Here is a 25951-nt window from a genome sequence, read left to right on the forward strand (position 1 = left end):
GGCCCGGGTGCGGGGGTGGTCGGTCGGCCGCCGTGCGCGGGAGGCGGTCCTCAGTCGGCCGCCGCCGTGCGCAGCTCCGTCAGGAGCGGGCTGATCAGGGGGTGTTCCTCGGCTCCGCGCCGCACCGCCGCGAAGACCCGGCGGGTGGGGGCGACCCCGTCCACGGGCCGGACCTCGACGCCCGTGAGGTCCATTCCGCGCAGCGCCGAGCGGGGCACGAGGGCCACTCCGGCGGAGGCGGAGGCGAGGGCGACGACGGCGCGGAAGTCGTCGGAGACGTGCGCGAAGCGGGGGGCGAAGCCGGCGTACTCGCAGGCCAGGACGGTGACGTCGTGGCAGGGATTGCCGGTGGACTGCCCGATCCAGTCGTCCTTGGCGAGCGCGGAGAGCGCGACCCGCCCGCCGGCCGCCAGGGGGTGGGCGGGCGGCAGGACCGCATCGAAGGGCTCCGCGTAGAGCGGGACGCGGGTGAGGCGGTCGTCGTCCTCGCCGGGGGCGCCCCGGTACTCGACGGCGACGGCCACGTCCACCTGCCGGTCCAGGACCATGAGCAGGCTCTCGTCGCCCTCGGCGTCCCGCACCCGGACCCGGATGCCGGGCGCGGTGCGGGCGAGCGCCGTGAGGGCGGGGGCCACGACGAGGCCGATGCCGGTGGCGAAAGCGGCGACCGTGACCGTACCGGCCTCGCCTGAGCCGTAGGCGGCGAGTTCGGCCTCGGCGCGCTCCAGCTGGGCCAGGACGGCGTTGGCGTGGCTCAGCAGGATCTCGCCGGCCGGGGTGAGGCGGGCGCCCCGGGCGCTGCGCTCGACCAGGCGGTGGCCGGTCTCCTGTTCCAGGGCGGCGAGCTGCTGGGAGACGGCGGAGGGGGTGAGGTAGAGCGCGGCGGCCGCCGCCGTGACCGTGCGGTGGTCGGCCACCGCACGGAGGATGTGCAACCGCCGCGCTTCGATCATGCTCCCAGTCTCGCAGGCCGGAGGGGCTGCTCCGGCCCGCGGACCGGGGTCCGCTGCTGCCCTCAGCCCGCCAGGGCGGCGCGGGCCGCGACGAACGCGTCCACGGCCCGGTTCACGTCCTCCGTGGAGTGGGCGGCCGAGAGCTGGACGCGGATGCGGGCCTGGCCCTGCGGCACGACCGGGTACGAGAAGCCGATCACGTACACGCCGCGCTCCAGGAGCAGCTCGGCCATCCGGCCGGCGACGGCCGCGTCCCCGATCATGACGGGGGCGATGGCGTGGTCGCCGGGGAGGACGTCGAAGCCCTCCTCGGTCATGCGGGAGCGGAAGAGCGCCGTGTTGGCCCTGAGCCGGTCGCGCAGGTCGCCGGCGGACTCCAGGAGGTCGAGGACCTTGAGGGAGGCGGCGGCGATGACCGGGGCGAGGGTGTTGGAGAAGAGGTACGGGCGGGAGCGCTGGCGCAGCAGGGCGACGATCTCGGCGCGGGCGGCGACGTAGCCGCCGGAGGCCCCGCCGAGGGCCTTGCCCAGGGTGCCGGTGATGATGTCGACGCGGTCCATGACGCCGTGCAGCTCGGGGGTGCCGCGCCCGCCGGGGCCGACGAAGCCGACGGCGTGCGAGTCGTCCACCATGACCATGGCGTCGTAGCGCTCGGCCAGGTCGCAGATCTCGTCCAGCGGGGCGACGTAGCCGTCCATCGAGAAGACGCCGTCGGTGACGATCAGCTTGCGCCGGGCGCCGCCCTCGACGGCCTCCTTGAGCTGCCGCTCCAGGTCCGCCATGTCGCGGTTGGCGTAGCGGAAGCGGCGGGCCTTGGAGAGGCGGATGCCGTCGATGATCGAGGCGTGGTTGAGGGCGTCGGAGATGACCGCGTCCTCGGCGCCGAGGAGCGTCTCGAAGACGCCGCCGTTGGCGTCGAAGCAGGAGGAGTAGAGGATCGTGTCCTCCTGGCCGAGGAAGGAGGACAGGCGCGCCTCCAGCTCCTTGTGGACCTCCTGCGTGCCGCAGATGAAGCGGACGGACGCCATGCCGTAGCCCCAGCGGTCCAGGGCCGCGTGGGCGGCGGCGACCACGTCGGGGTGGTCGGCGAGGCCCAGGTAGTTGTTGGCGCAGAAGTTGAGCACCTCGCCGGGGCGGCCGCCGGCGGTCACCTCGACGGTGGCCGACTGGGGGGTGCCGATGACGCGCTCGGGCTTGTGGAGCCCGGCCTGCTCGATCTCTTCGAGGGTGGCTCGGATGTCGTCGCGAACGGAATCGAACATGGGTCAGGCTCCCGCAGTCCAGTCGAGGATGATCTTGCCGCTCTTGCCGGAGGCCGCGTCGTCGAAGGCGGCCTCGAAGTCGGTGTACGCGTACCGGCCGGTGATCACGGGGGCGAGGTCGAGGCCGCCCTCCAGGAGCACCGACATGGCGTACCAGGTCTCGAACATCTCGCGGCCGTAGATGCCCTTGACCGTGATCATGGAGGTGACGATCTTGGCCCAGTCGACGGCGAAGTCCTCGCTGGGCAGGCCCAGCATGGCGATCTTGCCGCCGTGGGTCATGTTGGCGACCATGTCTCGCATCGCGTGCGGGTTGCCGGACATCTCCAGGCCGACGTCGAAGCCCTCCTTGAGCCCGAGGGTGCGCTGGCCGTCCGCGATGGTGTGCTCGGCGACGTTCAGGGCGAGGGTGACGCCCGTCTTGCGGGCGAGTTCCAGGCGCTCCTCGCTGACGTCGGTGATGACGACGTTGCGGGCGCCGGCGTGCTTGGCGACGGCGGCGGCCATGATGCCGATCGGGCCGGCGCCGGTGACCAGGACGTCCTCGCCGACGAGCGGGAAGGAGAGCGCGGTGTGGACGGCGTTGCCGAAGGGGTCGAAGATCGCGGCGACGTCGAGGTCGACGGGGACCCGGTGCACCCACACGTTGGAGGCGGGCAGCACGACGTACTCGGCGAAGGCGCCGTCGCGGCCGACGCCGAGGCCGACGGTGGCGCGGCAGAGGTGGCGGCGGCCGGCCAGGCAGTTGCGGCACTTGCCGCAGACGAGGTGGCCCTCGCCGCTGACCAGGTCGCCGACGGCGATGTCGGCGACGTCACGGCCGGTGTGGACGACCTCGCCGACGAACTCGTGGCCGAGCGTCAGCGGGGTGTCGATCGTCTTCTGCGCCCAGCCGTCCCAGGAGCGGATGTGCAGGTCGGTGCCGCAGATGCCGGTCCGCTTGACCTTGATGAGGACGTCTCCGGGGCCGGTCTCCGGCTCGGGCACGTCCGTGAGCCAGAGTCCCGGCTCCGCCTTCAGCTTGACCAGTGCCTTCAATGCAACGGCTCCCGACGTGCGTGTCCTGTGATGTGGGGGTGAGGGCAGGGCTGTACGCCCAAGATCCCTGGAAGAGAATCTTCCGTACGCGCGGCTCCCGGTCCATCGAGGATTTCTTAAGCGCGCTCGCAGATCAGCTTCACACCCCGGGCGGGGACGGCCCGGCGTCAACACGCGGGCACGACGCCCACCCCTGGGGGCGTCACCGCCCCAGGACGCTCATCGCCGCGTTGTGGCCGGGGACGCCGCTCACTCCCCCGCCCCGGATCGCGCCCGCGCCGCACAGGAGCACGTTGGCGTGGCGGGTCTCCACGCCCCAGCGGCCCCCGCCCTCCCCGTCGGGGGACTCGTCCGCGTACGGGAAGGAGAGGTCGCGGTGGAAGATGTGGCCGCCGGGCAGCCGCAGGTCGCGTTCGAGGTCGAGCGGGGTCTTCGCCTCGACGCAGGGCCGCCCGTCGGCGTCGAGGGCGAGGCAGTCGGCGACCGGCTCGTCCAGGTGGGCGTCGAGCTGGGCGAGGGTTGCGGCGAGGAGTGCGGTACGGGCGCCGTCGTTGTCGGCGGCGAACAGCCGGGCGGGGGTGTGCAGTCCGAAGAGGGTGAGGGTCTGGTACCCCCGGGCGGCGAGGTCCGGGCCGAGGATCGTCGGGTCGGTCAGGGAGTGGCAGTAGATCTCGGAGGGCGGGGCGGTGGGCAGGCGCCCGGCGGCGGCCTCGGCGTGGGCGGCGGCCAGCTGCCCGTACCCCTCGGCGATGTGGAAGGTGCCGGCGAAGGCCTCGCGGGGGTCGACGGAGCGGTCCCGGAGCCTCGGCAGCCGGGTGAGCAGCATGTTGACCTTGAGCTGGGCGCCCTCGGGGGCGGGCGGGGGCGGGTCGCCGAGGAGGGCGGCGAGGTCGCGCGGGGAGGCGTTGACGAGGACGTGGCCCGCCTCGACGGTCCCCTCGCCGTCGGCGGTGCGGTACGTGACCTCGGCGCGGCGCCCGTCGGTCTCGATCCGGGTGACCTCGTGGCCGGTGCGGAGGTGGGCCCCGGCGGCGCGGGCCGCGTCCGCGAGGGCGTCGGTGAGGGCGCCCATGCCGCCCACGGGCACGTCCCAGTCGCCGGTGCCGCCGCCGATGACGTGGTAGAGGAAGCAGCGGTTCTGGAGGAGGGTCGGGTCGTGGGCGTCGGCGAAGGTGCCGATGAGGGCGTCGGTGAGGACGACGCCGCGGACCAGGTCGTCGGCGAAGGTCCGTTCGAGGGTGGCGCCGAGGGGTTCCTCGAAGAGCATCCGCCAGGTGTCGGCGTCGTCGACGCGGGCGCGCAGCTCGGCCCGGGTGGGGAGCGGTTCGGTGAGGGTGGGGAAGATCCGGCGGGCGGCCCGGCCGGTGCGGGCGTAGAACGCCTGCCAGGCCTCGTACGCGCGGTCGGAGCCGGTCAGCGCGGCGAAGGAGGCGCGGGTGCGCTCGGGGCCGCCGCCGACGAGGAGCCCGCCGTCCCCCTTCGGGGTGTACGAGGAGACGGACCGCTTCCGCACCTCGAACGTCAGCCCGAGGTCCCGGACGATCTTCTCCGGGAGGAGCGAGACGAGGTACGAGTACCGGGAGAGGCGGGCGTCCACCCCGGCGAACGGGCGGGTGGAGACGGCCGCCCCGCCCGTGGAGCCGAGCCGTTCCAGGACGAGGACGGTCCGTCCGGCGCGGGCCAGGTAGGCGGCGGCGACGAGCCCGTTGTGCCCGCCCCCGACGACGACGGCGTCGTACGGGGCGGCGGGCGCGGGGGCGTCGGGGGGCGGGGCGGAGGCGGTCATGGCTCATGCTCACACGCGGGCGGGGGCCGGGAAAGGGGACGGGGCCGGGGGCCGTCGCCTCCGGTGGGCCTGCCGCCTCCGGCGGGGGGCGGTCACCTCCGGCGGGGCCGTCTCCCGTGCGGTGTCGCGGTCAGGCGGAGGCCGCTCCCCGTGGGGGTGTGGCCGCTCCGAGGAGGAGGGCGGCGGCGTCGGCGGGGCGGCCGAGGCGCTCCAGGCAGTGGGCCTCGTCCTCCAGGGCGGCGACGGTGTCGGGGTGGGCGGGGCCCAGGAGCCGGGTGCGGGCGGCGGCGACGGCGCGGTGGGTCTCCCGGGCCTCCTCCCAGCGGTCGAGCCGACCGAGGGCGACGGCGGTCTCGCGGCGGCTGAGGAGGGTGTCCGGGTGGTCGGCGCCCAGGACGCGCTCCCGGAGGGCGTGGACCTCCCGGGACTCCGCGAGCGCCTCCTCCCAGCGTCCGAGGCGGCCGAGGTTGACGGCGAGGGCGTGGCGGGCGCGCAGGGTCTCGGGCCCGTCGGCGCCCTGGGCGCGGGTGCGGGCGGCGACGAGGTCCCGGCAGACGTCCAGGGCGTCGGCGGCCTGGCCGAGCCGGCCGAGGAAGACGCCGGTCTCGTAGCGGGCGGCGAGGGTCTCGGGGTGGTCGGCGCCGAGGGCCGCGGCGCGCGCCTCGGCGACCGCGCGGTACTGGACGAGGGCCTCCTCCCCACGCCCCAGGCGCCCGAGGACGTGGGCGACCTCCTGGCGGGTCGCCAGGGTGTCGGGGTGGGCGGGGCCGAGCAGCCGGGCCCGCGCCTCCGCGACCTCGTGCGCCGTGCGGTACGACTCCTCCAGGCGGCCGAGGCTGGCGAGGGTGAACGCCAGGTTGTGCCGGCAGCGCAGGGTGTCGGGGTGGTCGGGGCCGACGGCGCGCTCGCGGGCGGCGAGCACCTCGACGTAGAGCTCGTACGCCTCGGGGTGGCGGCCGAGGCGCCCGAGCGCGTACGCCCGTTCCTGCCGGGCCGCGAGCGTGTCGGGGTGGTCCTCTCCGAGGACGCGGGCGCGGGCGCGGGCGACCCGGTCGAAGACGTGCAGGGCGTCGGCGGGGCGGTCGAGGCGGGCGAGGGCGAAGCCGACCTCGTAGTGGCTGGCGAGGGTGTCGGGGTGGTCGGGGCCGAGGACGCGCGAGCGGTCCTCGGCGACGGAGCGGTGCACCGCCTCGGCCTCGTCCCAGCGGCCGAGCCTGCCGAGGCCCATGCCGGCCCGGTACCGGCCGGCGAGCACCGCGACCAGCTCGGCGGGAGGCGCGGCCGAGGTGAATGGGGTGGACGGGGTGGCGGGGAAGCAGGTGGCGGGCGCGGGGGTGGTCCACTCGGTGGTGAGGACGGCCGCGGCGGGGTCGTGGGCGAGCGGGCGCGGGCCGTCGGCAGCGGCGGCCGGGCGGTGGCCTCCGGTCATGCCGCGGGCCCACGCGGGCGCGGGGGCGGCGGGGCCGGGCGGGAGGTCCACCGGCACGGGCCGGGTCGGCGGGAGGGGCGGCTGCGCGGGCACGCCGGGCAGCGGCGCGAACGGCGAGGGGCCCGCACGGCCCGAGACGATCCGGCGGCGCAGGTCGCCCGCGTCGGCCGGCCGCTCCTCGGGGACCTTGGCGAGCAGGTCGACCACGAGGCGGTCGAAGTAGTCGGGCAGCTCGGCCCGGTGGGCGCGCGGCGGGCTCGGCACCGTGTCCCGGTGCCCGATGAGGATCGCCCAGGAGTCGCCGAGGTCGAAGGGCGGGACGCCGGTGGCGAGTTCGTACAGGACGCATCCCAGCGAGTAGAGGTCGCTGCGGTGGTCGATCTCGCCGCCGCCGATCTGCTCCGGGGACATGTAGTGGGGCGTCCCCATGGCGATGCCGGTCCCGGTGAGCTTGGAGGTGAAGCCCATGTCGGCGCCGAGTCGCGCTATCCCGAAGTCGCAGATCTTCACCGTGCCGTCCCGCAGCCGCATGATGTTCGCGGGCTTCAGGTCGCGGTGCACGATGCCCTGGCCGTGCGTGTACGCGAGGGCGTCGGCGACCTGGTCGGTGATCTCCACGAGGTCCTGGACGGGCAGCGGGCTCTGGGCGTTGGCCGCGAGGAGCTGGCTGAGGTTGCGGCCCTCCAGGAGCTCCATGACGAGGAAGAGCACGCCCTCGTACTCTCCGAAGTCGTGCACGACGGTGATGCCCCGGTGCTGGAGCGCGGCGGCCACCCGGGCCTCGCGGCGGAAGCGCTCGCGCACCACGTCGCGGACGTGCGGGTCCTGCTGCGGACCGAGCGGTTTGAGGCACTTCACGGCGACGCGGCGGCCGAGCGCCTCGTCGGTGGCGCGCCACACCTCGCCCATGCCCCCGCGGCCGATGACCTCGTGCAGGCGGTACCGGCCCTGGATCAGTCTGGAGTCCCCCATCGCGTGCCGCCGCCCCCGTCGATTCCGTGCGCCCTTTCCGGTGTGTCCAGTATGGCCGCCGGGTCGGACAACGGGTACGGGGTGGGGTACGCGTACGGGTCGGGTCGCGTCTCCGGGCCGAGCCGTTCCACGGCCCGGAGGATGTGCCGGGGCGGCAGCCTCCAGCGCAGGCCGGAGGGGACGCAGCGCAGGAGGTTGGCAGTGGCGACGAGCCGGCGGGTGACGGTCTCCGGTGGCGGGGCGGGCCGTCCGTAGAGGGCGTGGGCGTACGGGGGCAGGGTGTCGTACGCGAGTGCCGTGACGCGCCGCCAGATCACCTCGCGCGCCGGGACCAGGGCGGGTTTGACGGGCGGTCGGCGCAGGAAGTCCTCGACGGTCCGGGCGTCCGGTCCGGCGGCGAGGCGGGGGCGCACCGCCTCGAAGTAGGCGGCGAGTTCGGCGGTGGACGCCGGGACGGCGGCCGGGCCGAGGCCGACGAGCCGGGCCGAGGCGCGGTGTTCGTCGACGTAGCGGTCGGCCCCCGCGTCGGAGAGCGGGATCCCGGAGCGGCGGGCGACGGAGAGGTACGAGTCGGTCTCGGCGCAGTGGACCCAGAGCAGCAGCTCGGGGTCGTCCACGCCGAGCCGCCGGTGGATGCGGCGGACGCGGGCGCCGGCCGCCTCCGCCGCGCCGGTGGTGCCGTAGCTGAGGGTCCCGACGAAGTTCGCGGTCCGCATCAGGCGGCCCCAGGGGTCCTGCCGGAAACTGCTGTTGATCATGACGCCGCGGACGGCGACGGGGTGCAGCGCCTGGAGCCACAGGGCCCGGACGCCGGCGATCCACATCACCGGGTCGCTGTGCAGCTGCCAGGTCACGGAGCGGGGCCCGAAGAGCCCGGGGTCGGCGTCCTGCCTCATGGCGTTCAGGCTACGCCGGAAGGGCCGTGCGGGAGCCGGTCGGTACGGGGGTTCCTCACCGGGGTTCCTCACGGGGCAGCAGGCTGCCGGTGTATTGAGGCGGCAGGGTGCCGGAACGGCGAGGGCCCGGAGGGCCGGGGCGGCGAGGTCGTCGGAACGTCCCGATGCCGGGGCGACAGGATGCCGGGGCAGCGGGCGGCGTTTCCCGAGGAACGAGCCCGGGCGGAAAGGCCCTTCGGGGCCGGAGGAGCGGCGTCTGCGGGGCCGCGTCTCAGGTCGCCTGTCGCTGCCGGGAGGCGTAGGCGCGGGACTTGTTGCGGTTTCCGCACACCCGCATGGAGCACCAGCGGCGGCTCCGGTTCTTCGAGACGTCCCAGAAGGCCCATCCGCAGGTGTGCTCCGCGCAGCGCTTGAGCCGGACCGCGTCCCCGGACGCGACCAGTCCGCTCCACGCGATGGCGAGCACCGCCAGCGGCTCGCGCTCCGGGGGCAGTCCGGCCGAGGGGGTCAGGGTGCCGCTCGCCGTGATCCGCACCGGGTGCTCGGCGAGGACCCGGTCCGCCGCGGCGAGCAGGGCGGGGTCGGGGACGTCGCCGACGTGGGCCCCCAGCCCCTCGCGGATGCCGGCGCGCAGGGCCAGACAGCTCCGGTGGACCTCGTCCGGGATCGCGTCGGGCGCGTCGAACAGGCCGCGTGCCCGCAGCCAGTCGGCGAGTCCCGCCGGGGTGGCGATCTCGTCGCTCCCCTCCTCCACGTCGACCGTGTTGGCGAAGGCCTCCACGAGGACCGCCTGGGCGGGCGGTTCCAGCACGTCGGGCTCCTCTCGTCCGTACCTTCTCCCGCGCCTTCTCCGCGTTTCGCGCGTTCCTCCACCCCAGCCTACCGGCAAAGCGTTTAGCCGGTTGCACCTCGACCGGCCGTGCGCCAGAGTGATCTCACCGGCTAAAGCGTTTGATGGTTAGGGGAGGATCATGGTCACCGTGCTGTCCGGGACGACGAAGGCGGGCGGGGAGACCGGACCGGCGGACCCCCGCCGCCGCAACACCCCGGTCCTGGTCGGCTTCACCGCCGTCACCAACCTCGCCGACGGCGTGGTGAAGATGGCCCTCCCGGTGCTCGCCGCCGGGCTCACCGGCTCCCCCACCGAGGTCACCGCCGTCTCGCTGACCCTCACGCTGCCCTGGCTGCTCGTCGCCCTGCACGTCGGCGTGCTCGTCGACCGCTTCGACCGGCGGAAGCTGCTCTGGATCGCGAACGGGGCGCGACTGGCGGCGACGGGCCTGCTCACCGCCTCCGCCACGGGCGGCGACCTCACGCTCGGGGCGCTCCTCGCCGCCGGGGCGGTGCTCGGCGTCGCCGACGTCCTGGCCTCGACGTCCGCCTCCGCCCTGGTCCCGGCCGCGGTGCCGGCGGAGCGGCGCGAGGGGGCCAACGCCTGGATGGTGGGGGCCGAGACCGTCGGTCAGGAGTTCGCCGGGCCCTTCGTCGGCGGGCTGCTGCTGGCGGCGGGGACGGGGCTCGCCCTGGGGGCGACCAGCGTCGCGTACGCCCTCTCCGCCCTCTCCCTGGTCCTCCTGGTGGGCCGCCTCAGGGCCCCCGCGCCCGCCCCGGACGCGGTGGCCGTCCCGGTCAACGCCCGGATCGCCGAGGGAATGCGCTTCCTGTGGCGGGACCGAGTGCTGCGCACGCTGTCGCTGATCGTCGCCGTGCTCGCCGCCGTCTGGGGCGCCTGGCTGGCGCTGATGCCGCTGTACGCCCGGCAGGACATGGCGCTCGGGCCCCGGGAGTACGGCATCGTGCTCAGCGCCCTCGGCGTCGGCGGGCTCGCCGGCGCGGTGGTCGTCACCCGGGTGAACCGGCTGCTCGGCGCGCGCTGGGCGATGTTCGCCGATCTGGTCGGCACCGCCCTGATGGTGGCCCTGCCGGCCCTGACCACCGACATCCGTGCGGTGGCGGCCGGGGCCTTCCTCGGCGGCATGGGCGGCACGCTCTGGACGGTCAACGCCCGCACCCTCACCCAGCGGGTCGTCCCCGACGAGATGCTCGGCCGCTACAGCGCGGCGGCCCGGCTCTTCAGCTTCGGGGCCATGCCGCTGGGCGCGGCCCTGGTCGGGCTCCTGGCCGAGTGGGGCGGCGCGCGGTTCGCCTTCGGCGTCTTCGCGCTGGCCGTCGTGGTGACCCCGGTGCCGTTCTTCCGGAACGTCACCCCGTCCGCCCTGCGGGCCTTCCGCGCCGGCTGAGGAGTCCGCCCGCGCGCCGCGTCACGGACGGGGCCGCGGCCGGCGTCGCGGGGTCTCGTACTCGGTGCAGTCGGGGTTGTGGCACGGGCCCGGGCCCCAGAGCGGCACGAAGACCCCCAGGGTCTTGTGTCGTTTGATCTCGTTGTGGACGGTGCGGCGGCAGACCGGACAGACGTGCTCGGCCCGCGGCTCGGTCTCACGCATGTGGCTGGTCATGCATCTCACGGTAGAACCGTGGAAAAGATTTGAGAAGACCTTTAAGTCTCTTTACTGTCTCATTGGGATTTTATGAGCCGTTATGCACCTTCGCTCACGGCTTCCGGTCGGGCGGATCGTCCCGCGGGCCGGTGTCGGGCGTCTCGGGGGGACGCAGCAGGCTCAGGATCACGGAAGCCGCCAGGACCACCACGATCACGGCCAGGCTCACCGGGGAGGGGATCTCCGGTATGGAGGTGCTGATGAGCTCGTGGGACGCCTGGAGGACGAGTTTGACGCCGATGAAGGCGAGGATGACCGCCAGGCCCTTGCCGAGGTAGTGGAAGCGGTCGAGGAGCCCCGAGAGCATGAAGTACAGGGCGCGCAGGCCCAGGATGGCGAAGGCGTTGCTGGTGTAGACGATGAAGGCGTCGTCGCTGACCGCGAGCACGGCGGGGACGCTGTCCACGGCGAAGATCAGGTCGGCGGCCTCGATCGCCACGACCACCGCGAGCAGCGGGGTCGCCACGCGCTTGCCGGCCTCCTTGACGAAGAACTTCGTCCCGGCGTACTCGTCCCGTACGGGGACGACCTTGCGCAGCAGCCGGACCGCCAGGCTCCTGCCCGGGTCGAAGCTCTCCTCCTCGCCCTTGAGGATCTTGTAGGTGCTGTAGAAGAGCACGGCGGCGAAGACGAACAGGACGGCGGTGAACCGGCTGACCACCGCCACGCCGGCGGCCAGGAAGATCCCGCGGAACACCAGGGCCCCGATGACGCCGAAGAACAGCACGCGGTGCTGGTAGGCGCGGGGGACCTTGAAGTAGGCGAAGATCAGGGCGAACACGAAGAGGTTGTCGACCGACAGGCTCTTCTCCAGGAGCCAGGCGGTGGTGTACTCGGTGCCGGCCGTCCCGCCGAGGACCAGGAAGACGACCGCGCCGAAGACGAGGGCGAGCCCCACCCACAGCCCGCTCCAGGCGGCCGCCTCCTTGAACCCGATGACGTGTTCGCGACGGTGGGCCAGCAGGTCGACCGTGAGCGACACGATCACCGTGGCGGCGAAAGCCGCCCAGAGCCAGAACGGCACGTCAAGCACGTAGACCTCGCAGGGGTCCGCCCGGACAGGTCCTTACCACCGAGTCTGCGCCCCCCGGCCGCGAACGGCACCATGAAGCGTGCGCGCCCGGGCCGGGGCGGGGCGTGTCCGGTGCGGCGCGCGGGGCAGACGCCCCGGGAGCACCACCGGGACCGGCCGGCCGTACGGACGGCCGCGTCCGTACGTACGTACGTACGTACTCACGTATGCGCGAGGCACACGACGGAGGAGACATGCGCAGGAACAAGCGCTCGGACGGCACGTCCCCGACCGACGAGGAGATCGACGCGCTCGACGCCCACTGGCGGGCCGCCAACTACCTCGCCGTCGGGCAGATCTACCTGATGGACAACCCGCTGCTGCGCAAGCCCCTGGAGCCGGAGCACATCAAGCCCCGGCTGCTCGGGCACTGGGGCACGTCCCCGGGGCTCAACCTCGTGCACACCCACCTCAACCGGGTGGTCCGGAACCGGGGCCTCGACGCGATGTGCGTCTGGGGGCCCGGCCACGGCGGCCCGGCCGTGCTCGCCAACTCCTGGCTGGAGGGCAGCTACAGCGAGGTCTACCCGGACGTGAGCCGGGACGAGGAGGGCATGACCCGGCTGTTCCGGCAGTTCTCCTTCCCCGGCGGCGTGCCCAGCCACGTGGCGCCCGAGACCCCCGGCTCGATCCACGAGGGCGGCGAGCTGGGCTACTCCCTGGCGCACGCGTACGGCGCCGCCCTCGACAACCCGGACCTCCTGGTGGCCTGCGTCATCGGCGACGGCGAGGCGGAGACGGGGCCGCTCGCCGCGTCCTGGCACGCGAACAAGTTCCTCGACCCCGTCCACGACGGGGCCGTCCTGCCGATCCTGCACCTCAACGGCTACAAGATCGCGAACCCCACCGTGCTCGCCCGGCTCCCCGAGGCGGAACTCGACGAGCTGCTGCGGGGCTACGGCCACGAGCCGCTGCACGTGACCGGCGACGACCCGCGCCAAGTCCACCGCGCGATGGCGGCCGCGATGGACACGGCGCTCGACCGCATCCGGGACGTCCAGCGGGAGGCGCGCGACGGCGGGCCGGCCGAGCGGCCGAGGTGGCCGGTGATCGTGCTGCGCACCCCGAAGGGCTGGACCGGCCCGGCCGAGGTGGACGGGCTGCCCGTCGAGGGCACCTGGCGCTCCCACCAGGTGCCCCTGCCGGGCGTACGGGAGAACGCGGAGCACCGCGCGCAGCTGGAGGCGTGGCTGCGCTCGTACCGGCCCGAGGAGCTGTTCGGCGACGACGGCGCGCCGTCCGCGCGGGTGCTCGCCTGCGTGCCGGACGGCGAGCGGCGGCTCGGCGCCACCCCGCACGCCAACGGCGGCCTGCTGCGGCGGGATCTTCCCGTACCGCCCCTGGAGCGCTTCGCCGTGCCGGTGGAGGAGCCGGGCGCCACCCGGCACGAGCCGACCGGCGTCCTCGGGGACCTGCTCGAAGCCGTCATGGACGCCACCGCCGACCGGCGCGACTTCCGGCTCGTCGGCCCCGACGAGACCGCGTCGAACCGGCTCCAGGCGGTGTACGGGGCCAGCGGCAAGGCCTGGCAGGAACCGCTCCTGAAGACCGACGAGCACCTGGACCGGCACGGGCGCGTGATGGAGATCCTCTCCGAGCACATCTGCCAGGGCTGGCTGGAGGGGTACCTGCTCACCGGCCGGCACGGGCTGTTCTCCTGCTACGAGGCGTTCGTCCACATCGTCGACTCCATGGTCAACCAGCACATCAAGTGGCTGCGGACCTCGCGCGCCCTGCCGTGGCGGGCCCCGATCGCCTCCCTCAACTACCTCCTCACGTCGCACGTGTGGCGGCAGGACCACAACGGCTTCTCGCACCAGGACCCGGGCTTCGTGGACCACGTGCTCAACAAGAGCCCCGAGGTCGTCCGCGTCTACCTGCCGCCGGACGCCAACACCCTGCTGTCCGTCGCGGACCACGCGCTGCGCAGCCGGGACTACGTCAACGTGATCGTCGCCGGCAAGCAGCCCTGCTTCGACTGGCTGTCCCTGGACGAGGCCCGCGCCCACTGCGCCCGGGGCGCCGGGGTGTGGGAGTGGGCGGGCACCGAGGACGGCACGCGGGAGCCGGACGTGGTCCTCGCCTGCGCGGGCGACGTGCCGACCCAGGAGGTGCTGGCGGCGGCGAGCCTGCTGCGGCGGCACCTGCCCGACCTGGCGGTCCGGGTGGTGAACGTGGTCGACATGACGCGGCTCATGCCCCACGAGGAGCACCCGCACGGCATGACCGACGGGGAGTACGACGCGCTGTTCACCACGGACCGGCCGGTGATCTTCGGGTACCACGGCTACCCCTGGCTGGTGCACCGGCTCGCCTACCGCCGGGCCGGGCACGCGAACCTGCACGTGCGGGGCTACAAGGAGATGGGCACCACCACGACCCCCTTCGACATGGTCGTGCGCAACGACCTCGACCGCTACCGCCTGGTGATGGACGTGATCGACCGCGTGCCCGGCCTGGGCGTACGGGCCGTGGGCGTGCGACAGGCCATGGCGGACGCCCGCACCCGCCACCACTCCTGGATCCGGGAGCACGGCACCGACATGCCCGAGGTCGCCGACTGGACCTGGACCGGGTCCGGCGCCCGGCGCGCGGACGCCCCGTGACGGACGATCCTGGTGGGGCGGGTACGTGTCCACCGACCGCAGGGATCGCCATGTCCGAGCAGCAGCCGACCGGCACGGCGACGCGGGTCTTCCTCGTGGACGACCACGAGGTGGTACGGCGGGGTCTGCGCGACCTGATCGACGACGAGGACGCCCTGATCGACGCGATCATGGCGGGGGCGGCGGGGTACGTGCTCAAGCAGATCAGGGGCTCGGACCTGGTGTCGGCGGTGCGGACGGTGGCCACGGGGCAGTCGATGCTCGACCGGCGCGGCCGACGAGGACGCCGGTACGGAGGGGATCCCCTCGTACGCGCTCGGTCCGAGGCAGTACGACGTCACCTCTCCGGTGCGGGACTTCGACTCCCCCCGCCGGGTCTCCGACCGCGGTGCGGCGCCCTTCGAGAGGGATCCGCAGATCGCGCTGCTCGGCACGGTCAGGGACGCCCCCCGGGAGTGGCCGGCGGCGGGGCAGGCGCTGCACCGGGTCCTGCTGCGGGCCACGCTCGACGGGCTCGCCACCTCCCTGATGTCCCAGCCGCTGGAGTGGCCCGAGCTGCGCCACCTCGTGCGGGACCCCCTGTCCACGACGAGCTTCGTCCAGATGGTGATCCGCATGGGGTACGGGCCCCTGGGGCGGGCCACTCCCCCGCCGGCCTGTCTCCGAGGTGCTCGGCTTCGCCTGAGCCGCCTCCCGGAGCCTCCCGAAGCCGAAGCCCCTCCCGGGCCGCTCACAGCCGGAGCCAGCGCTCCTCCCCCGCCGCGATCCGGTACCGGCGGCCGCCCGGCAGGAGGAGCGTGAGCGGGCTCCGGGAGGAGGTCGGGACGCGGACGGCCAGCCGCCCGGGGAGCACGCGCACGCGTACTCCCCGGTGGCCGTGGAAGCAGATCGTGAAGGCGAACCGGGGGATCTGCGCGAGGACCACCGGTTCCACGCGGAGCCCTTCCGGGCCGGGCTCCAGGCCGGTGATCCCACGCTCCACGAGGTCGACGGTGCCCGCCATCGCCCCGAGGTGGATGCCCTCGCCGGTCGTGCCGCCCTGGACGTCGGCCACGTCGCCGAGCAGGGCCTCCTCGCAGTACCGCCAGGCGTCGGCGCCCTTCTGCCGGGCGATCACCCAGCCGTGGACGAGGCTGCTGAGCGTCGAGCCGTGGCTGGTGCGCCGCAGGTGGTACGCGACGGTGGCGCGCCACACGTCGTCGTCGAGGCGGTGGCCGAGCCGGGCGAACAGCGCGCGCAGCTCGGCGGGCCGGAAGAGGTACCCGAGCATGAGGGTGTCGGCCTGTTTGGAGGCCTGGTAGCGGTTGACGGCGTCGCCCTCCGCCTCCAGGATCCGGTCGAGCCTGCGGATGTCGCCGTACCGCGCCCGGTATCCCTCCCAGTCGAGTTCGGCCAGGTCGCCGTAGCCCTCGAACTGGCTGATGACGCCCCGGTGGAAGGGGATGTGGAGGCGGCGGGAGACGTCCTCCCAGCGGGCGAGCTCCTCGTCGGCGAGGGACAGTTCCTCCGTCAGTTCCGCCCGTCGGGCGTCGGGCAGTTCGGCCAGGAGGTCGAGGCCCCGGGCGAGGACCCAGGCGGCGGTCGCGTTGGTGTAGGCGTTGTCGTCGATGCCCGGGGACGTGGCGCCGGGGTAGGCGTCGTGGTACTCGTCGGGGCCCATGACCCCGCGGATCCGGTAGCGCCCCGGGCCGGGGTCGAAGGCGGCGGCGCCGGCCCAGTGGCGGGCGACCTCCAGCAGGATCTCGGCCCCCTCGGCGTGCAGGAACCCCCGGTCGCCGGTGGCCTGCGCGTACCGCCACACGTTGTACGCGACGGCCGAGCCCACGTGGTGCTGGAGGTGCGAGTGGTCGGGGAGCCAGCGTCCCGAGCGGGGGTTGAGGTGCAGTTGCTGGGTCTCCTCCCGGCCCGAGCTCGCGCTCTGCCACGGGTACATGGCCCCCGTGGCACCGGCGCGGCGTGCCGCCGCGCGCGCGGCCGGGAGGCGTCGGTGGCGGTACATGAGCAGGGCCCGGGACACCTCGGGGAAGTGGAGGTTCAGATGGGGCAGGACGAACAGCTCGTCCCAGAAGACGTGTCCCCGGTACGCCTCGCCGTGCAGCCCCCGGGCGGGGACGCCGACGTCGAGGTCCGCCGTGTGCGGGGAGAGCGTCTGGAGCAGGTGGAACAGGTGGAGGCGCAGGACGCGGCCCACCTCGCCGGGGACGTGCAGCTCGCCCTGTTCCCACAGGCGCCGCCAGGACGCCTCGTGGGTGGCCAGGAGCCGGGGGAAGGCGGGTGCCCCGGCGAGGTCGGCGCAGGCCGCCGCGCGCGGGTCGCCGTCGGGCCGGTCCGCCGAGGTCCGCAGGGCCAGGGTCTTCACGAGCGCCGCCGAGCGGCGGGGGCCGATCGGGAGGCGGTACGTCCGGACGGCGCCGGTCGGCCCGGCCGTCTCCACGGCGGGGGCCCCGGGGTGGGCGTCGGTGCGGACGGCCAGGCCGAGGCGGACGCCCGGGTCGGTGGTGCGGCAGGAGAGCCAGGCGGTCCCGTCGGGCTCGAACCCGCTCCGGTGGTCCGTGAGGTGGCGCCCCTCCAGGTTCCGGTACCGCTCCACCCCCGCGTTGACGACCGCGCCGTCGAGGACGGACTCCACCTCGACGGCGCCGGTCCAGCCGTAGGCGCGGAAGGTGCTGCGCTGGGCCGCGAGGCGCGGGTCGCCCATGTGCACGAGCCGGGTGTGGTCGACGCGCAGTCCGCGGCCGTCCGCGTCCCGGAAGAACAGGTGCCGGGTGAGGGTCCCGGCCCGCAGGTCGAGCCGTACGCCGTAGTGGCGCAGGTCCGGGGAGCCGGGCGTCAGCCAGGGGCCGGGCGGTCCGCCGTCCGGGAGGCAGCGGTAGCGCAGCCGGGTCCAGTCGGGGAGGTTGACCATGTCCTCGTTCTCGATCCGCCGGCCGGCGACGGTCGAGGAGCGCCGGTCGTAGCAGCCGGCCAGGTAGGTGCCCGGGTAGTGGACGGGTCCTGCCGGGCACTCGGGGGCGGAGCCCCGGGTGGCGAACCTGCCGTTGCCGAGGGTGCAGAGCGATTCGACGAGGCGTTCGCGCGCGGGGTCGTACCGGTCGTAGGTCCACGTCCAGCCGTCGGTCATGTCCGCCCGCTCCACGTCTTCCGCACCAGTGCCGTCAGGTCGGGGACCACCAGGTCGGCGCCCTCCGCGTGCAGGGAGGCCCCGGCGTGCCCGCCGGGGCTCCGGTCGAGGCCGACGACGAGGCCGAAGCCGCCCCGGCGGGCCGCCCGCACCCCGGCGAGCGCGTCCTCGACCACGGCGGTGTCGCCGGGAGGGGTGTCCAGGAGGGCGGCGGCGTGGAGGAAGAGCGCCGGGTCCGGTTTTCCGGGGAGGGCGAGCCGGGCGGCGTCCCCGCCGTCCACGACGACCGTGAGGAGCCGGTCGAGGCCGGTGTCCGCGAGGAGCGTCCGGGCGTGGCGGGACGCCGAGACGGCGGCGCGCGGGACGCCGAGCGCGCGCAGGGCCGTGAGCGCTTCCCCGGCGTCGGGGAAGGCGGTGACCGCCCCGGCGGCCAGGGCCTCCCGGAACGCCGCCTCCTTGCGGGCGGCGACCGCCCACACGGTGTCGGTGCCGGGCGGGTCGCCGGGGCTGCCGGGCGGGAGGGCGATGCCCCGGGAGGTCAGGAACGCCTCGGCGCCGTCGTACCGCGACCGGCCGTCGACGTGGCGGCGGTACTCGGCGTCCGCGTCGAACGGCGCGCGGGCTCCGGCGCCGTCGGGAGCCCGCGCGGCGAGACAGGCGTCGAACGCGGTCTTCCAGGCCGCCGCGTGCGCGGTGGCGGAGTCCAGGAGGACGCCGTCGGTGTCGAGGACGACGCTCCGGGGCGGCGGGAGGCTCCCGTGGCGCCCGTTCACGCGACGGCCGGCGGGTCGGGGACCTGGACGGCGGTGTGCTGCGGGCCGCCGAGCGCGACCTTGAGGGCGCCGGTGTCGGACGCGCGGCCGAACACGTCGTACGCCTCCTCCATCTGCCCGAGTTCGAAGCGGTGGGTGACCAGCTCCTTCGCCGGCAGCCGGCCGACCGCCAGCATGTGCAGCAGCATGGGGGTGGACGTGGTGTCCACGAGGCCGGTGGTGATCGTGACGTCCTTGATCCACAGGTCTTCGAGGTGGAGGGTCGCGGGCCTGCCGTGGACGCCGATGTTGGCGACTCGTCCGCCGGGCCGGACCATCCGGGTGCAGGTCTCGAAGGTCTCCGGGAGTCCCACGGCCTCCATGGCGACGTCGGCGCCCAGGCCGTCCGTCAGGTCGGCGACGAGCTGCTCCGGTCCCTCGTCGGCGGCCACGGTGGCGTCGGCGCCGAGCTTGCGCGCGGCCTCCAGGCGGGCCGGGTCGGGGTCGACGGCGATGATCCGGCCGGGGCTGAGGAGGCGGGCGGTGACGATCGCGGCGAGGCCGATGGGCCCGGCGCCGACCACGACGACCGTGTCGGCCGGGTGGACGAGGCCGTTGAGGACGCCCACCTCGTAGGAGGTGGGAAAGATGTCGGCGAGCAGGACGGCGTCGAAGCCGTCGACCGCGCTCGGGAGCGGGTGCGTGGACAGGTCGGCGAACGGCACCCGGACGTACTCCGCCTGCGTGCCGTCGACGGTGTGCCCGAGGATCCAGCCGCCTCCGCCGCGGCACTGGCCGCAACGGCCCTCGCGGCAGAAGCGGCAGCGGCCGCAGGCCGTGATGCACGAGACCAGGACCCGGTCCCCGGGCCGTACCGTGCGCACGTCCCGGCCGGTTTCGACCACCGTGCCGACCGCTTCGTGGCCGAGCACCCGGCCCGGTGTCACCTCCGGCACGTCCCCCTTGAGGATGTGCAGGTCCGTGCCGCAGACGGTGACGACGTCGACCCGCACGATCGCGTCTCCGGGGTCCTCGACGCCGGGGTCGGGAACGTCCTGCCAGGCGATGCTGCCCGGCCCCTGAAAGACGGCGGCCTTCATGCTGTCCACCCACTTCCTGTACGGCGTTCGGGTGCCTTCCTCCCCAGGCTCGGCCGCCGCCCCGGGCGGCGCGTGGGCCGATCGGTCCCGGAAAGGGGACCGCTCGGGCACCGGGGCCGGCCCGGTTTCCCGGGCGGTGCGGGCGCGGTCGCCGGAAGCACGTTCCTCCTCGACCGCGCTCCTTTCCAGGGTTCCGCGAACCCGCGCCGCCGCAACCGGGCCGTTCGGCCCTCCGTACGGGTCTTCGGGGTCCTCCCGGTGTCGTCCGGGGCGGGGGGAGCCTGTTCCCGGGGCACGCGGGTGAGGAGAGAGCCATGACGACCCGGACGTTCACGGTGGCCGACGTGATGACCAGGAGGGTGGTCGCCGTCCGGCCCGACGCGGAGTTCAAGGAGATCGTCGCCGCCATGGAGCGCTGGAAGGTGACGGCCGTCCCGGTCGTCGACGGGGAGGGGCGCGTCGTCGGCGTGGTCTCCGAGGGCGACCTGCTGTTCAAGGAGGAGTTCCACGACCACCGTCCCGGTCTCCTGGAACAGCGGGACCGGCTCGACGCCACGGCCAGGGCCGGGTCCCGGCGGGCGCGGGAGCTGATGACCTCTCCCCCGGTCACGGTCGGCCCAGGTGCCTCGCTGCCCCGGGCCGCGCGGTTGATGGCCGTCCACCGTGCGAAACGGCTGCCGGTGGTCGACACGCGGGGAGCGGTCCAGGGCGTCGAGGGCGTGGTGGACGTCCGGTGCGCACTGGTCACCGGCTCCGGCGAACGGACCGGCTCCTGAGGCGGTACCACGGAGGGCGGCCGCCGGGGGCGGTCTCAGGCCCCGCCCGTGCCGAGGGAGGCGAGCGCGGCGTCGAGGCGACGGCCGGCCTCGTCGGCCACGGGCGCCATGGCGTCGACGCCCGCGAGCGTGACCATGACGGCGGGGTCGATCGCCTGCACGACCACCTCGTCGCCCTCGGTGCGGACCACGACGTTGCACGGCAACAGCAGACCGATCGAGCGGTCGGCGTCCAGGGCCTGTCGGGCCAGGGGCGGGTTGCAGGCGCCGAGGATCAGGTAGGGCTCCATGTCGTGGTCGAGCTTGGCCTTGAGGGTGGCCCGTACGTCGATCTCGGTCAGGACGCCGAAGCCCTGCTCGGCGAGGGCGCGGCGGACGGCTTCCACGGTCTCCTCGAAGGTTCCCGTCAGCTTCACGGTGCGGTCGTACGGCATGGTGCTCGCCTTCCTTCGCGATGTCGGCACTGCCGGGGCACCCGCTCCGGAGCGGCGGGACCCCACAGCCCGGAATATACCCCCGGGGGTAATCCTGTTAGGGTGAACGACATACCCCCGGGGGTAATTTCCATCGAAGGGAGCAAGCCCGTGTTCTTCGTCGACACCATCGAGCTGGAGGGCCTCGGCAACCGCAGCTACCTGGCCGGGGGCGAGCGGACGGCAGTGGCCGTGGACCCGCCCCGCGACGTCGACCGGGTCCTGGCGGCCGCCGCCCGGCGCGGGGTGCGGATCTCGCACGTGGTGGAGACCCACGTCCACAACGACTACGTCACCGGCGGCCTCGAGCTGGCCCGGCTCACCGGCGCCGCCTACCTGGTCCCGGCCGCCGCGCGCGTCTCGTTCACCCGGGTCCCGATCGCGGACGGCGACACCGTCGGCGTCGACGCGGACCTGACCCTGGCGGCCGTCGCGACCCCGGGACACACGCCGCACCACACCGCGTACGTACTGAGCGAGGCCGGCCGGCCCGTGGCGGCCTTCACCGGAGGCTCCCTCCTCATCGGCACCGTCGGCCGCCCCGACCTGGTCGAACCGCGCCTCACCGAGGAACTGGCCCGCGCCCAGCACGCCTCCGCCCACCGGCTCGCCGACGCCCTGCCCGACGAGACCGCCGTCCTGCCCACCCACGGGTTCGGCAGCTTCTGCTCCTCCGCGCAGGCGGACGGCGACGCGACCACGATCGGCGAGGAGAAGGCCGCCAACCCCGCCCTCACCACCGACGTGGACGCCTTCGTGGCCGACCTGCTCGCGGGCCTGGAGGACGTCCCCGCCTACTACGCGCACATGGGCCCGGCGAACGCGGCCGGTCCCGCGCCGGTGGACCTCACCCCGCCCGCGGTCGCCGACCCGGACGAGATCGCCGCGCGGCTCGCCGCCGGGGAGTGGGTCGTGGACCTGCGCAACCGGGTCGCGTTCGCGGAGGGGCACGTGGCCGGCTCGTTCAACTTCGAGGCGGACGGAAAGCTCGCCACCTACCTGGCCTGGATGGTCCCGTGGGGCAAGCCCGTCACGCTGCTCGCGGAGTCCGCCGGGCAGCTCGCCGCCGCCCAGCGCGAACTGGTCCGGGTCGGGATCGACCGGCCTGCCGCCGCCGCGACCGGCGGCCCCGCCGCCTGGATCCGCGACGGCGAGAGCCCCGCGTCCTTCCGGCGCGCCACGTTCGCGGAACTCGCGGCCCGGGACGCGGACGGGACCGTCGTCCTGGACGTGCGCCGCGCCTCCGAACGCGCGGCCGGACGGATCGAGGGCTCCGTCCACGTCCCGGTCCACGAACTGCACCACCGCATCGGCGAGGTGCCCGACGGGACGGTCTGGGTGCACTGCGCCGGCGGCATGCGCGCCGCCGTCGCCGCCTCCCTGCTCGACGCGGCCGGGCGCGAGGCGGTCGCCGTCGACGACGGCTTCGACGCCGCCGCCGAGGCCGGACTGACCGTCGCCACCGACTGAACCGGGGACGGACCCGGCCGCCCGGGCCCGCACCTGCCGGACCCCGACGGGCCCGCCACACCCCGGACGAGTCCGCCGTACACCGGACTGTCTCGCCGTACCCCGGACAAGCCCGCGGTCCCCCGGACGAGAAGCCCCCACCCCGAACGAGAACGAGAACGAGAGAAGGGCGAGACCGACGATGTCCCTCTTCCGAAGGCGTGGACGACGCCTGTCCGTGGACGAGGCGCGTGCCCGCACCGCCGGGGACCGGCCCAAGGCCGTCCTGCTGGACGTGCGGGAGGAGCCCGAGTGGAAGGCCGGGCACGCCCCCGGCGCGGTGCACGCCCCGCTGACCGGTTTGGCCGGGGGCGCCGCGCTGCCCGCCTCCGCGCAGGGCCGCCCGCTCGTGGTGATCTGCCGCAGCGGACACCGCTCGCGGCAGGCCGCGAAGCTCCTCGCCGAGCGGGGCGCGGACGCGGTGGACGTGAAGGGCGGCATGAACGCGTGGGCCGCCACCGGGCACCCGGTCGTCGACGAACGCGGGAACAGCGGCGCAATAGCGTGAGCGCCCTGATCCTCGCCCTGGCCGCCGGGGCCGTCGTCGGCCTGGCGCTCGGCGCCCTCGGTGGCGGCGGCAGCGTCCTCGCGGTCCCGGCCCTGATCTACCTGCTCGGGTTCTCCCCGGCCTCGGCGGCCACCGCCGCCCTGGTCATCGTCACCGCGACCTCCGCCACCGCCCTCTCCGTCCACGCCCGGGACGGCAACGTCGCCTGGAGGACCGGGACGCTCTTCGCGACGGCCGGGATCGCGCCCGCGTTCCTCGCCGGAGCCGTCGCCGGACGCCTCCCTCCCGCGGTGCTCACCGGGGCGTTCTCGCTCGTCGCCGCCCTGGCCGCCGTGCGGATGCTGCGTCCCGCGCGCTCCGGGCCGCCGGACCGGGTCCGCCCGGCGAAGGCGGCGGGCGCCGGGGCCGGACTCGGCACCGTCACCGGGTTCCTCGGCGTCGGCGGCGGGTTCCTCGCCGTTCCCGCCCTGGTCGGGGTCCTCGGGCTGCGGATGAAGCAGGCGGTGGGCACGAGCCTGCTGGTCATCACCGTCAACTCCCTGGCCGCGCTCACCGCGCGGACGGGAACCGACGGGGACCTGCGGTGGGAGGCGGTCGCCCCGTTCGCCGGGGCGGCGATCCTCGGCGCCTGGGACGGCAAACGGCTCGCGTCGAAGATCACCGGACCGGCTCTGCAGCGGATCTTCGCCTTCGCACTCCTCGGCGTGGCGGGCCTGATGATCGTCGACGTGGTCGTCTGAGCGGATCCGCCGCCGCGCGGCTCGGGCCAGGGAGCCGTGCGGCTCAGGCCAGGGAGAGGAAGAGCCTCTCCAGACGGCCGCGCATCTCGTCCCGGTCCTCGCGGGAACGGCCGCCGTCCGCCGCCTCGGCCAGACACCGCCGGAGGCCGGTGGCGACGATCGAGAACCCGGCCCGGTCCAGTGCCCGTGACGCGGCCGCCAGCTGCGTGACGACCTCCTCGCAGTCCCGGCCCTCCTCGATCATCCGGACCACTCCGGCGATCTGCCCCTGCGCCCTGCGCAGACGGTTCAGGACCGCCTTCAGCTCGGCTTCCGCCGGATCGAGCTCCATCACCACTCCTCACGACATACCCCCAGGGGTAATCTACTCCTCCTCCTCATCCTCCTCGGGGCCCTCCTGAAAGAACACGGACCCCTCCAGGAAGAACCTCCGGAAAGAATCCGGAAAGAAAAGGACGACATCCGCCATGACCGCGCCCGCGACCCTCGGCACCGACGAAGCCCGCACCCGCCTGCACGAACTGACCGTCATCGACGTCCGCACCCCCGGCGAGTACGCCGGCGGCCACCTGCCCGGCGCCCTGAACATCCCCCTGGACCGGATACGGAAGGCGCTGCCCGACATCCGCGACGCCGCCGGCCGCGGCGACGTCCTGGTCGTCTGCGCGTCCGGCGCCCGGTCCGAGAACGCCTGCCGCCTCCTCGCCGAGCACGGCGTCGACACCGCCACCCTCTCCGGCGGCACGGGCGCCTGGGCCGCCGACGGCCACGACCTGCACCGCCCCCGGGGCGCGGCCCGGGCCACCTGGGGCATGGAGCGCCAGGTCCGCCTCACCGCCGGCACCGTCGTGCTCCTCGGCCTCCTGCTCGGCGTCCTCGTCCACCCGGCCTTCCAGCTCCTCTCGGCGGGCATCGCCGCCGGCCTGGTCCTCTCCGCCGTCACGGACACCTGCGGCATGGCCGCCGTGCTCGCCGGGCTCCCCCACAACCGTCCCCGCGCCGCCGATCTGGAGGCGACCCTCGCGGCACTGCGCGCCCGCTGACACGAGGACCGCGCCCCACGTCCTCGTCCCCGTGCGGACCGCCGCCCGGCCGCGCATGCTCGAAGCATGTCCCAGGTGACGACCACCGACCTGTACGAGGTCACGATGGCCCTCTCGTACCTGCGGGAGGACATGCGGGGCCGGGCCGCCTTCAGCCTCTTCGTGCGGGACCTGCCGCCGGGCCGCGGGTTCCTCGTGGCCGCGGGCCTCGAACCGGCCCTCGACTACCTCTCCCGGTTCCGGGTGGGCCGCTCCGACGTCCAGGACTTCGCCGACACGCTGCGGCGGCCCGTCGGGGACCTCGAACCGCTCCACGGCCTGTCCTTCGACGGGGAGGTCCGCGCCGTGCCCGAGGGGCGGATCGTCCTCGCGGGCGAGCCGCTGCTCGAGGTCACGGCGCCGCTGCCGCAGGCCCAGCTCGTGGAGACGTACCTGCTGTCCCTCCTCTGCCACCAGACGGCCGTCGCCTCCAAGGCGGCGCGGTGCGTGCTCGCCGCCGCCGGGCGCCCCCTGGTGGACTTCTCGCTGCGCCGGACCCACGGGCCCGAGGCGGGCGGACAGGCGGCCCGGCTGTGCGCCCTGGTCGGCTTCGCCGGCACCAGCAACGTCGCCGCCGCCCGCCGGTACGGCATCGCGGCGGCGGGCACGATGGCCCACGCGTACGTCGAGGCCTTCGGCTCCGAGGAACGGGCGTTCCGGGCCTTCGCCCGCACCCACCCCGGTCCAGTGGCCCTCCTCGTCGACACCTACGACACCGACCGCGGCGTCGCGACGGCCGCGCGCGTGTTCAAGGACCTGCGGCTCGGGCCCGGGTGCGGGATCCGCCTCGACAGCGGCGACCTGGGCGCGCTGGCCCGCCGGGCCCGTACCGTGCTCGACGGCGCGGGCCTCGAAGAGGTGCGGATCATCGCGAGCGGCGGCCTGGACGAGTACGGCGTCGACCGGCTCGTACGGGAGGGAGCGCCGATCGACGCGTACGCCGTGGGCACGAAGGTCGGGACGGCCGCCGACGCGCCGTACCTGGACATGGCGTACAAGCTGGTCGAGTACGACGGACGGCCGGTCATGAAGCTGTCGTCGGCGAAGGCGACGGCGCCGGGCCCCAAGCAGGTCTTCCGGGGCCCGGGCTTCCGCGACGTCGTCGGCCTGGCCCACGAGGATCCGCCCGGGGACGCCGAGCCGCTGCTGCGGACCGTGATGCGCGGCGGGCTCCGGACGGAACCGCCCGACACCCCGGCGGCCGCCCGCGAGCGCTTCGAGCGGGACCTCGCCGCCCTGCCGGAGGAGGCCCGGCGCATCGAGCGGCCCGTGCCGCCCGTCCCCGCGGTCTCGCCCCGGCTGACGGCCCTGACGACCCTGGTCCGGCACCGGATCGAGACACGGACGGGCGCCGGGCGGACGGCGGCGGGGTGACGGT

At 74.7% G+C, this 25951-nt stretch carries 22 protein-coding genes and 1 pseudogene; 9 read left to right on the plus strand and 14 right to left on the minus strand.

The features are described 5' to 3' along the window. Positions 1 to 50 precede the first annotated feature (50 nt). The 7 genes from CP977_RS03165 to CP977_RS03195 form a co-directional block, all read right to left on the minus strand. Positions 51 to 953, minus strand: a complete 903-nt coding sequence (locus tag CP977_RS03165; protein WP_062757281.1) for a LysR family transcriptional regulator — start codon at positions 951 to 953, stop codon at positions 51 to 53. A 62-nt stretch (positions 954 to 1015) separates the two neighbouring features. Beyond that, a complete protein-coding gene (locus tag CP977_RS03170) occupies positions 1016 to 2215 on the minus strand; it encodes a glycine C-acetyltransferase (RefSeq protein WP_062757282.1) in 1200 nt (399 codons plus the stop codon). A 3-nt stretch (positions 2216 to 2218) separates the two neighbouring features. Next, on the minus strand, positions 2219 to 3253 hold the full coding sequence (tdh, locus tag CP977_RS03175; RefSeq protein ID WP_062757283.1) for an L-threonine 3-dehydrogenase: 1035 nt from the start codon (positions 3251 to 3253) through the stop codon (positions 2219 to 2221). A 202-nt stretch (positions 3254 to 3455) separates the two neighbouring features. Beyond that, the gene (locus tag CP977_RS03180; RefSeq protein WP_104860613.1) at positions 3456 to 5039 is read right to left on the minus strand and encodes a phytoene desaturase family protein; all 1584 of its coding nucleotides are present in this window, start codon (positions 5037 to 5039) and stop codon (positions 3456 to 3458) included. 130 nt (positions 5040 to 5169) lie between these two features. Continuing rightward, complete coding sequence (locus CP977_RS03185) at positions 5170 to 7440, minus strand: serine/threonine-protein kinase (RefSeq protein ID WP_109186378.1); 2271 nt, start codon at positions 7438 to 7440, stop codon at positions 5170 to 5172. Next, the gene (locus CP977_RS03190) at positions 7422 to 8336 is read right to left on the minus strand and encodes an oxygenase MpaB family protein (protein ID WP_062757284.1); all 915 of its coding nucleotides are present in this window, start codon (positions 8334 to 8336) and stop codon (positions 7422 to 7424) included. Before CP977_RS03190 ends, CP977_RS03185 begins: the two co-directional genes overlap by 19 nt. A gap of 271 nt (positions 8337 to 8607) precedes the next feature. Then, entirely contained in the window at positions 8608 to 9147 is a 540-nt protein-coding gene (locus tag CP977_RS03195) for a CGNR zinc finger domain-containing protein (RefSeq protein ID WP_062757285.1), read from the minus strand. Positions 9148 to 9307: 160 nt separating this feature from the next. On the opposite strand from CP977_RS03195, the gene CP977_RS03200 reads away from it, so the two are divergent. Continuing rightward, a complete protein-coding gene (locus CP977_RS03200; protein WP_152369571.1) occupies positions 9308 to 10576 on the plus strand; it encodes an MFS transporter in 1269 nt (422 codons plus the stop codon). Positions 10577 to 10597: 21 nt separating this feature from the next. On the opposite strand, the gene CP977_RS03205 is transcribed toward CP977_RS03200, so the two are convergent. Both CP977_RS03205 and CP977_RS03210 read right to left on the minus strand, forming a co-directional pair. Further along, on the minus strand, positions 10598 to 10792 hold the full coding sequence (locus CP977_RS03205) for a hypothetical protein (protein WP_062757286.1): 195 nt from the start codon (positions 10790 to 10792) through the stop codon (positions 10598 to 10600). A 94-nt stretch (positions 10793 to 10886) separates the two neighbouring features. Beyond that, positions 10887 to 11867, minus strand: coding sequence for a TerC family protein (locus CP977_RS03210; protein WP_104860610.1), 981 nt, complete (start codon positions 11865 to 11867; stop codon positions 10887 to 10889). 233 nt (positions 11868 to 12100) lie between these two features. On the opposite strand from CP977_RS03210, the gene CP977_RS03215 reads away from it, so the two are divergent. Both CP977_RS03215 and CP977_RS34710 read left to right on the plus strand, forming a co-directional pair. Beyond that, positions 12101 to 14512, plus strand: coding sequence for a phosphoketolase family protein (locus tag CP977_RS03215; RefSeq protein ID WP_062757287.1), 2412 nt, complete (start codon positions 12101 to 12103; stop codon positions 14510 to 14512). A 264-nt stretch (positions 14513 to 14776) separates the two neighbouring features. After that, positions 14777 to 15197 (plus strand): annotated as a pseudogene (locus CP977_RS34710) (Acg family FMN-binding oxidoreductase); the annotation flags it as partial. 45 nt (positions 15198 to 15242) lie between these two features. On the opposite strand, the gene CP977_RS03225 reads toward CP977_RS34710, so the two are convergent. From CP977_RS03225 to CP977_RS03235, 3 genes are read right to left on the minus strand one after another with little or no spacing between them, the layout of a single operon-like run. Further along, entirely contained in the window at positions 15243 to 17633 is a 2391-nt protein-coding gene (locus CP977_RS03225; RefSeq protein ID WP_152369572.1) for a glycoside hydrolase family 65 protein, read from the minus strand. Next, complete coding sequence (locus CP977_RS03230) at positions 17630 to 18406, minus strand: HAD family hydrolase (protein WP_062757289.1); 777 nt, start codon at positions 18404 to 18406, stop codon at positions 17630 to 17632. Before CP977_RS03230 ends, CP977_RS03225 begins: the two co-directional genes overlap by 4 nt. After that, positions 18403 to 19485 (minus strand): alcohol dehydrogenase catalytic domain-containing protein, encoded by a 1083-nt coding sequence (locus CP977_RS03235; protein ID WP_152371486.1) that lies wholly within the window; start codon positions 19483 to 19485, stop codon positions 18403 to 18405. Before CP977_RS03235 ends, CP977_RS03230 begins: the two co-directional genes overlap by 4 nt. 314 nt (positions 19486 to 19799) lie before the next feature. On the opposite strand from CP977_RS03235, the gene CP977_RS03240 reads away from it, so the two are divergent. Then, positions 19800 to 20261 (plus strand): CBS domain-containing protein, encoded by a 462-nt coding sequence (locus CP977_RS03240; RefSeq protein WP_152369573.1) that lies wholly within the window; start codon positions 19800 to 19802, stop codon positions 20259 to 20261. A gap of 35 nt (positions 20262 to 20296) precedes the next feature. On the opposite strand, the gene CP977_RS03245 is transcribed toward CP977_RS03240, so the two are convergent. Beyond that, positions 20297 to 20695 (minus strand): DUF302 domain-containing protein, encoded by a 399-nt coding sequence (locus tag CP977_RS03245; protein ID WP_062757291.1) that lies wholly within the window; start codon positions 20693 to 20695, stop codon positions 20297 to 20299. Between the two features lie 150 nt (positions 20696 to 20845). Here CP977_RS03245 and CP977_RS03250 point away from each other — a divergent pair, with 150 nt between their 5' ends. The 3 genes from CP977_RS03250 (at position 20846) to CP977_RS03260 (ending at position 23491) form a co-directional block, all read left to right on the plus strand. Further along, entirely contained in the window at positions 20846 to 22204 is a 1359-nt protein-coding gene (locus CP977_RS03250) for an MBL fold metallo-hydrolase (RefSeq protein WP_152371487.1), read from the plus strand. Positions 22205 to 22385: 181 nt separating this feature from the next. Next, a complete protein-coding gene (locus tag CP977_RS03255; protein WP_062757293.1) occupies positions 22386 to 22751 on the plus strand; it encodes a rhodanese-like domain-containing protein in 366 nt (121 codons plus the stop codon). Continuing rightward, positions 22748 to 23491: a sulfite exporter TauE/SafE family protein gene (locus CP977_RS03260; protein WP_152369574.1), complete on the plus strand. Its 744-nt coding sequence runs from the start codon at positions 22748 to 22750 to the stop codon at positions 23489 to 23491. The genes CP977_RS03255 and CP977_RS03260 overlap by 4 nt, the downstream gene beginning before the upstream one ends. A 43-nt stretch (positions 23492 to 23534) precedes the next feature. Here CP977_RS03260 and CP977_RS03265 read toward each other — a convergent pair whose 3' ends face one another. Next, positions 23535 to 23822 carry a metal-sensitive transcriptional regulator gene (locus CP977_RS03265; RefSeq protein WP_062757295.1) on the minus strand — a complete coding sequence of 96 codons (288 nt, stop codon included), beginning with the start codon at positions 23820 to 23822 and terminating at the stop codon, positions 23535 to 23537. Positions 23823 to 23958: 136 nt separating this feature from the next. On the opposite strand from CP977_RS03265, the gene CP977_RS03270 reads away from it, so the two are divergent. Then, the gene (locus CP977_RS03270) at positions 23959 to 24534 is read left to right on the plus strand and encodes a rhodanese-like domain-containing protein (RefSeq protein WP_062757296.1); all 576 of its coding nucleotides are present in this window, start codon (positions 23959 to 23961) and stop codon (positions 24532 to 24534) included. 66 nt (positions 24535 to 24600) lie between these two features. Beyond that, complete coding sequence (locus CP977_RS03275) at positions 24601 to 25947, plus strand: nicotinate phosphoribosyltransferase (RefSeq protein ID WP_062757299.1); 1347 nt, start codon at positions 24601 to 24603, stop codon at positions 25945 to 25947. The last annotated feature ends 4 nt before the right edge of the window (positions 25948 to 25951 follow it).

The organism is Streptomyces cinereoruber (assembly GCF_009299385.1).
GTDB lineage: Bacteria > Actinomycetota > Actinomycetes > Streptomycetales > Streptomycetaceae > Streptomyces > Streptomyces bikiniensis.

Bases quoted from the DNA above. Each gene is read 5' to 3' on its own strand.
- CP977_RS03165 (WP_062757281.1), bottom strand. From the start codon at position 953: ATGATCGAAGCGCGGCGGTTGCACATCCTCCGTGCGGTGGCCGACCAC.
- CP977_RS03170 (WP_062757282.1), bottom strand. From the start codon at position 2,215: ATGTTCGATTCCGTTCGCGACGACATCCGAGCCACCCTCGAAGAGATC.
- CP977_RS03180 (WP_104860613.1), bottom strand. From the start codon at position 5,039: ATGACCGCCTCCGCCCCGCCCCCCGACGCCCCCGCGCCCGCCGCCCCG.
- CP977_RS03185 (WP_109186378.1), bottom strand. From the start codon at position 7,440: ATGGGGGACTCCAGACTGATCCAGGGCCGGTACCGCCTGCACGAGGTC.
- CP977_RS03190 (WP_062757284.1), bottom strand. From the start codon at position 8,336: ATGAGGCAGGACGCCGACCCCGGGCTCTTCGGGCCCCGCTCCGTGACC.
- CP977_RS03200 (WP_152369571.1), top strand. From the start codon at position 9,308: ATGGTCACCGTGCTGTCCGGGACGACGAAGGCGGGCGGGGAGACCGGA.
- CP977_RS03205 (WP_062757286.1), bottom strand. From the start codon at position 10,792: ATGACCAGCCACATGCGTGAGACCGAGCCGCGGGCCGAGCACGTCTGT.
- CP977_RS03215 (WP_062757287.1), top strand. From the start codon at position 12,101: ATGCGCAGGAACAAGCGCTCGGACGGCACGTCCCCGACCGACGAGGAG.
- CP977_RS03225 (WP_152369572.1), bottom strand. From the start codon at position 17,633: ATGACCGACGGCTGGACGTGGACCTACGACCGGTACGACCCCGCGCGC.
- CP977_RS03235 (WP_152371486.1), bottom strand. From the start codon at position 19,485: ATGAAGGCCGCCGTCTTTCAGGGGCCGGGCAGCATCGCCTGGCAGGAC.
- CP977_RS03240 (WP_152369573.1), top strand. From the start codon at position 19,800: ATGACGACCCGGACGTTCACGGTGGCCGACGTGATGACCAGGAGGGTG.
- CP977_RS03245 (WP_062757291.1), bottom strand. From the start codon at position 20,695: ATGCCGTACGACCGCACCGTGAAGCTGACGGGAACCTTCGAGGAGACC.
- CP977_RS03255 (WP_062757293.1), top strand. From the start codon at position 22,386: ATGTCCCTCTTCCGAAGGCGTGGACGACGCCTGTCCGTGGACGAGGCG.
- CP977_RS03265 (WP_062757295.1), bottom strand. From the start codon at position 23,822: ATGGAGCTCGATCCGGCGGAAGCCGAGCTGAAGGCGGTCCTGAACCGT.
- CP977_RS03270 (WP_062757296.1), top strand. From the start codon at position 23,959: ATGACCGCGCCCGCGACCCTCGGCACCGACGAAGCCCGCACCCGCCTG.
- CP977_RS03275 (WP_062757299.1), top strand. From the start codon at position 24,601: ATGTCCCAGGTGACGACCACCGACCTGTACGAGGTCACGATGGCCCTC.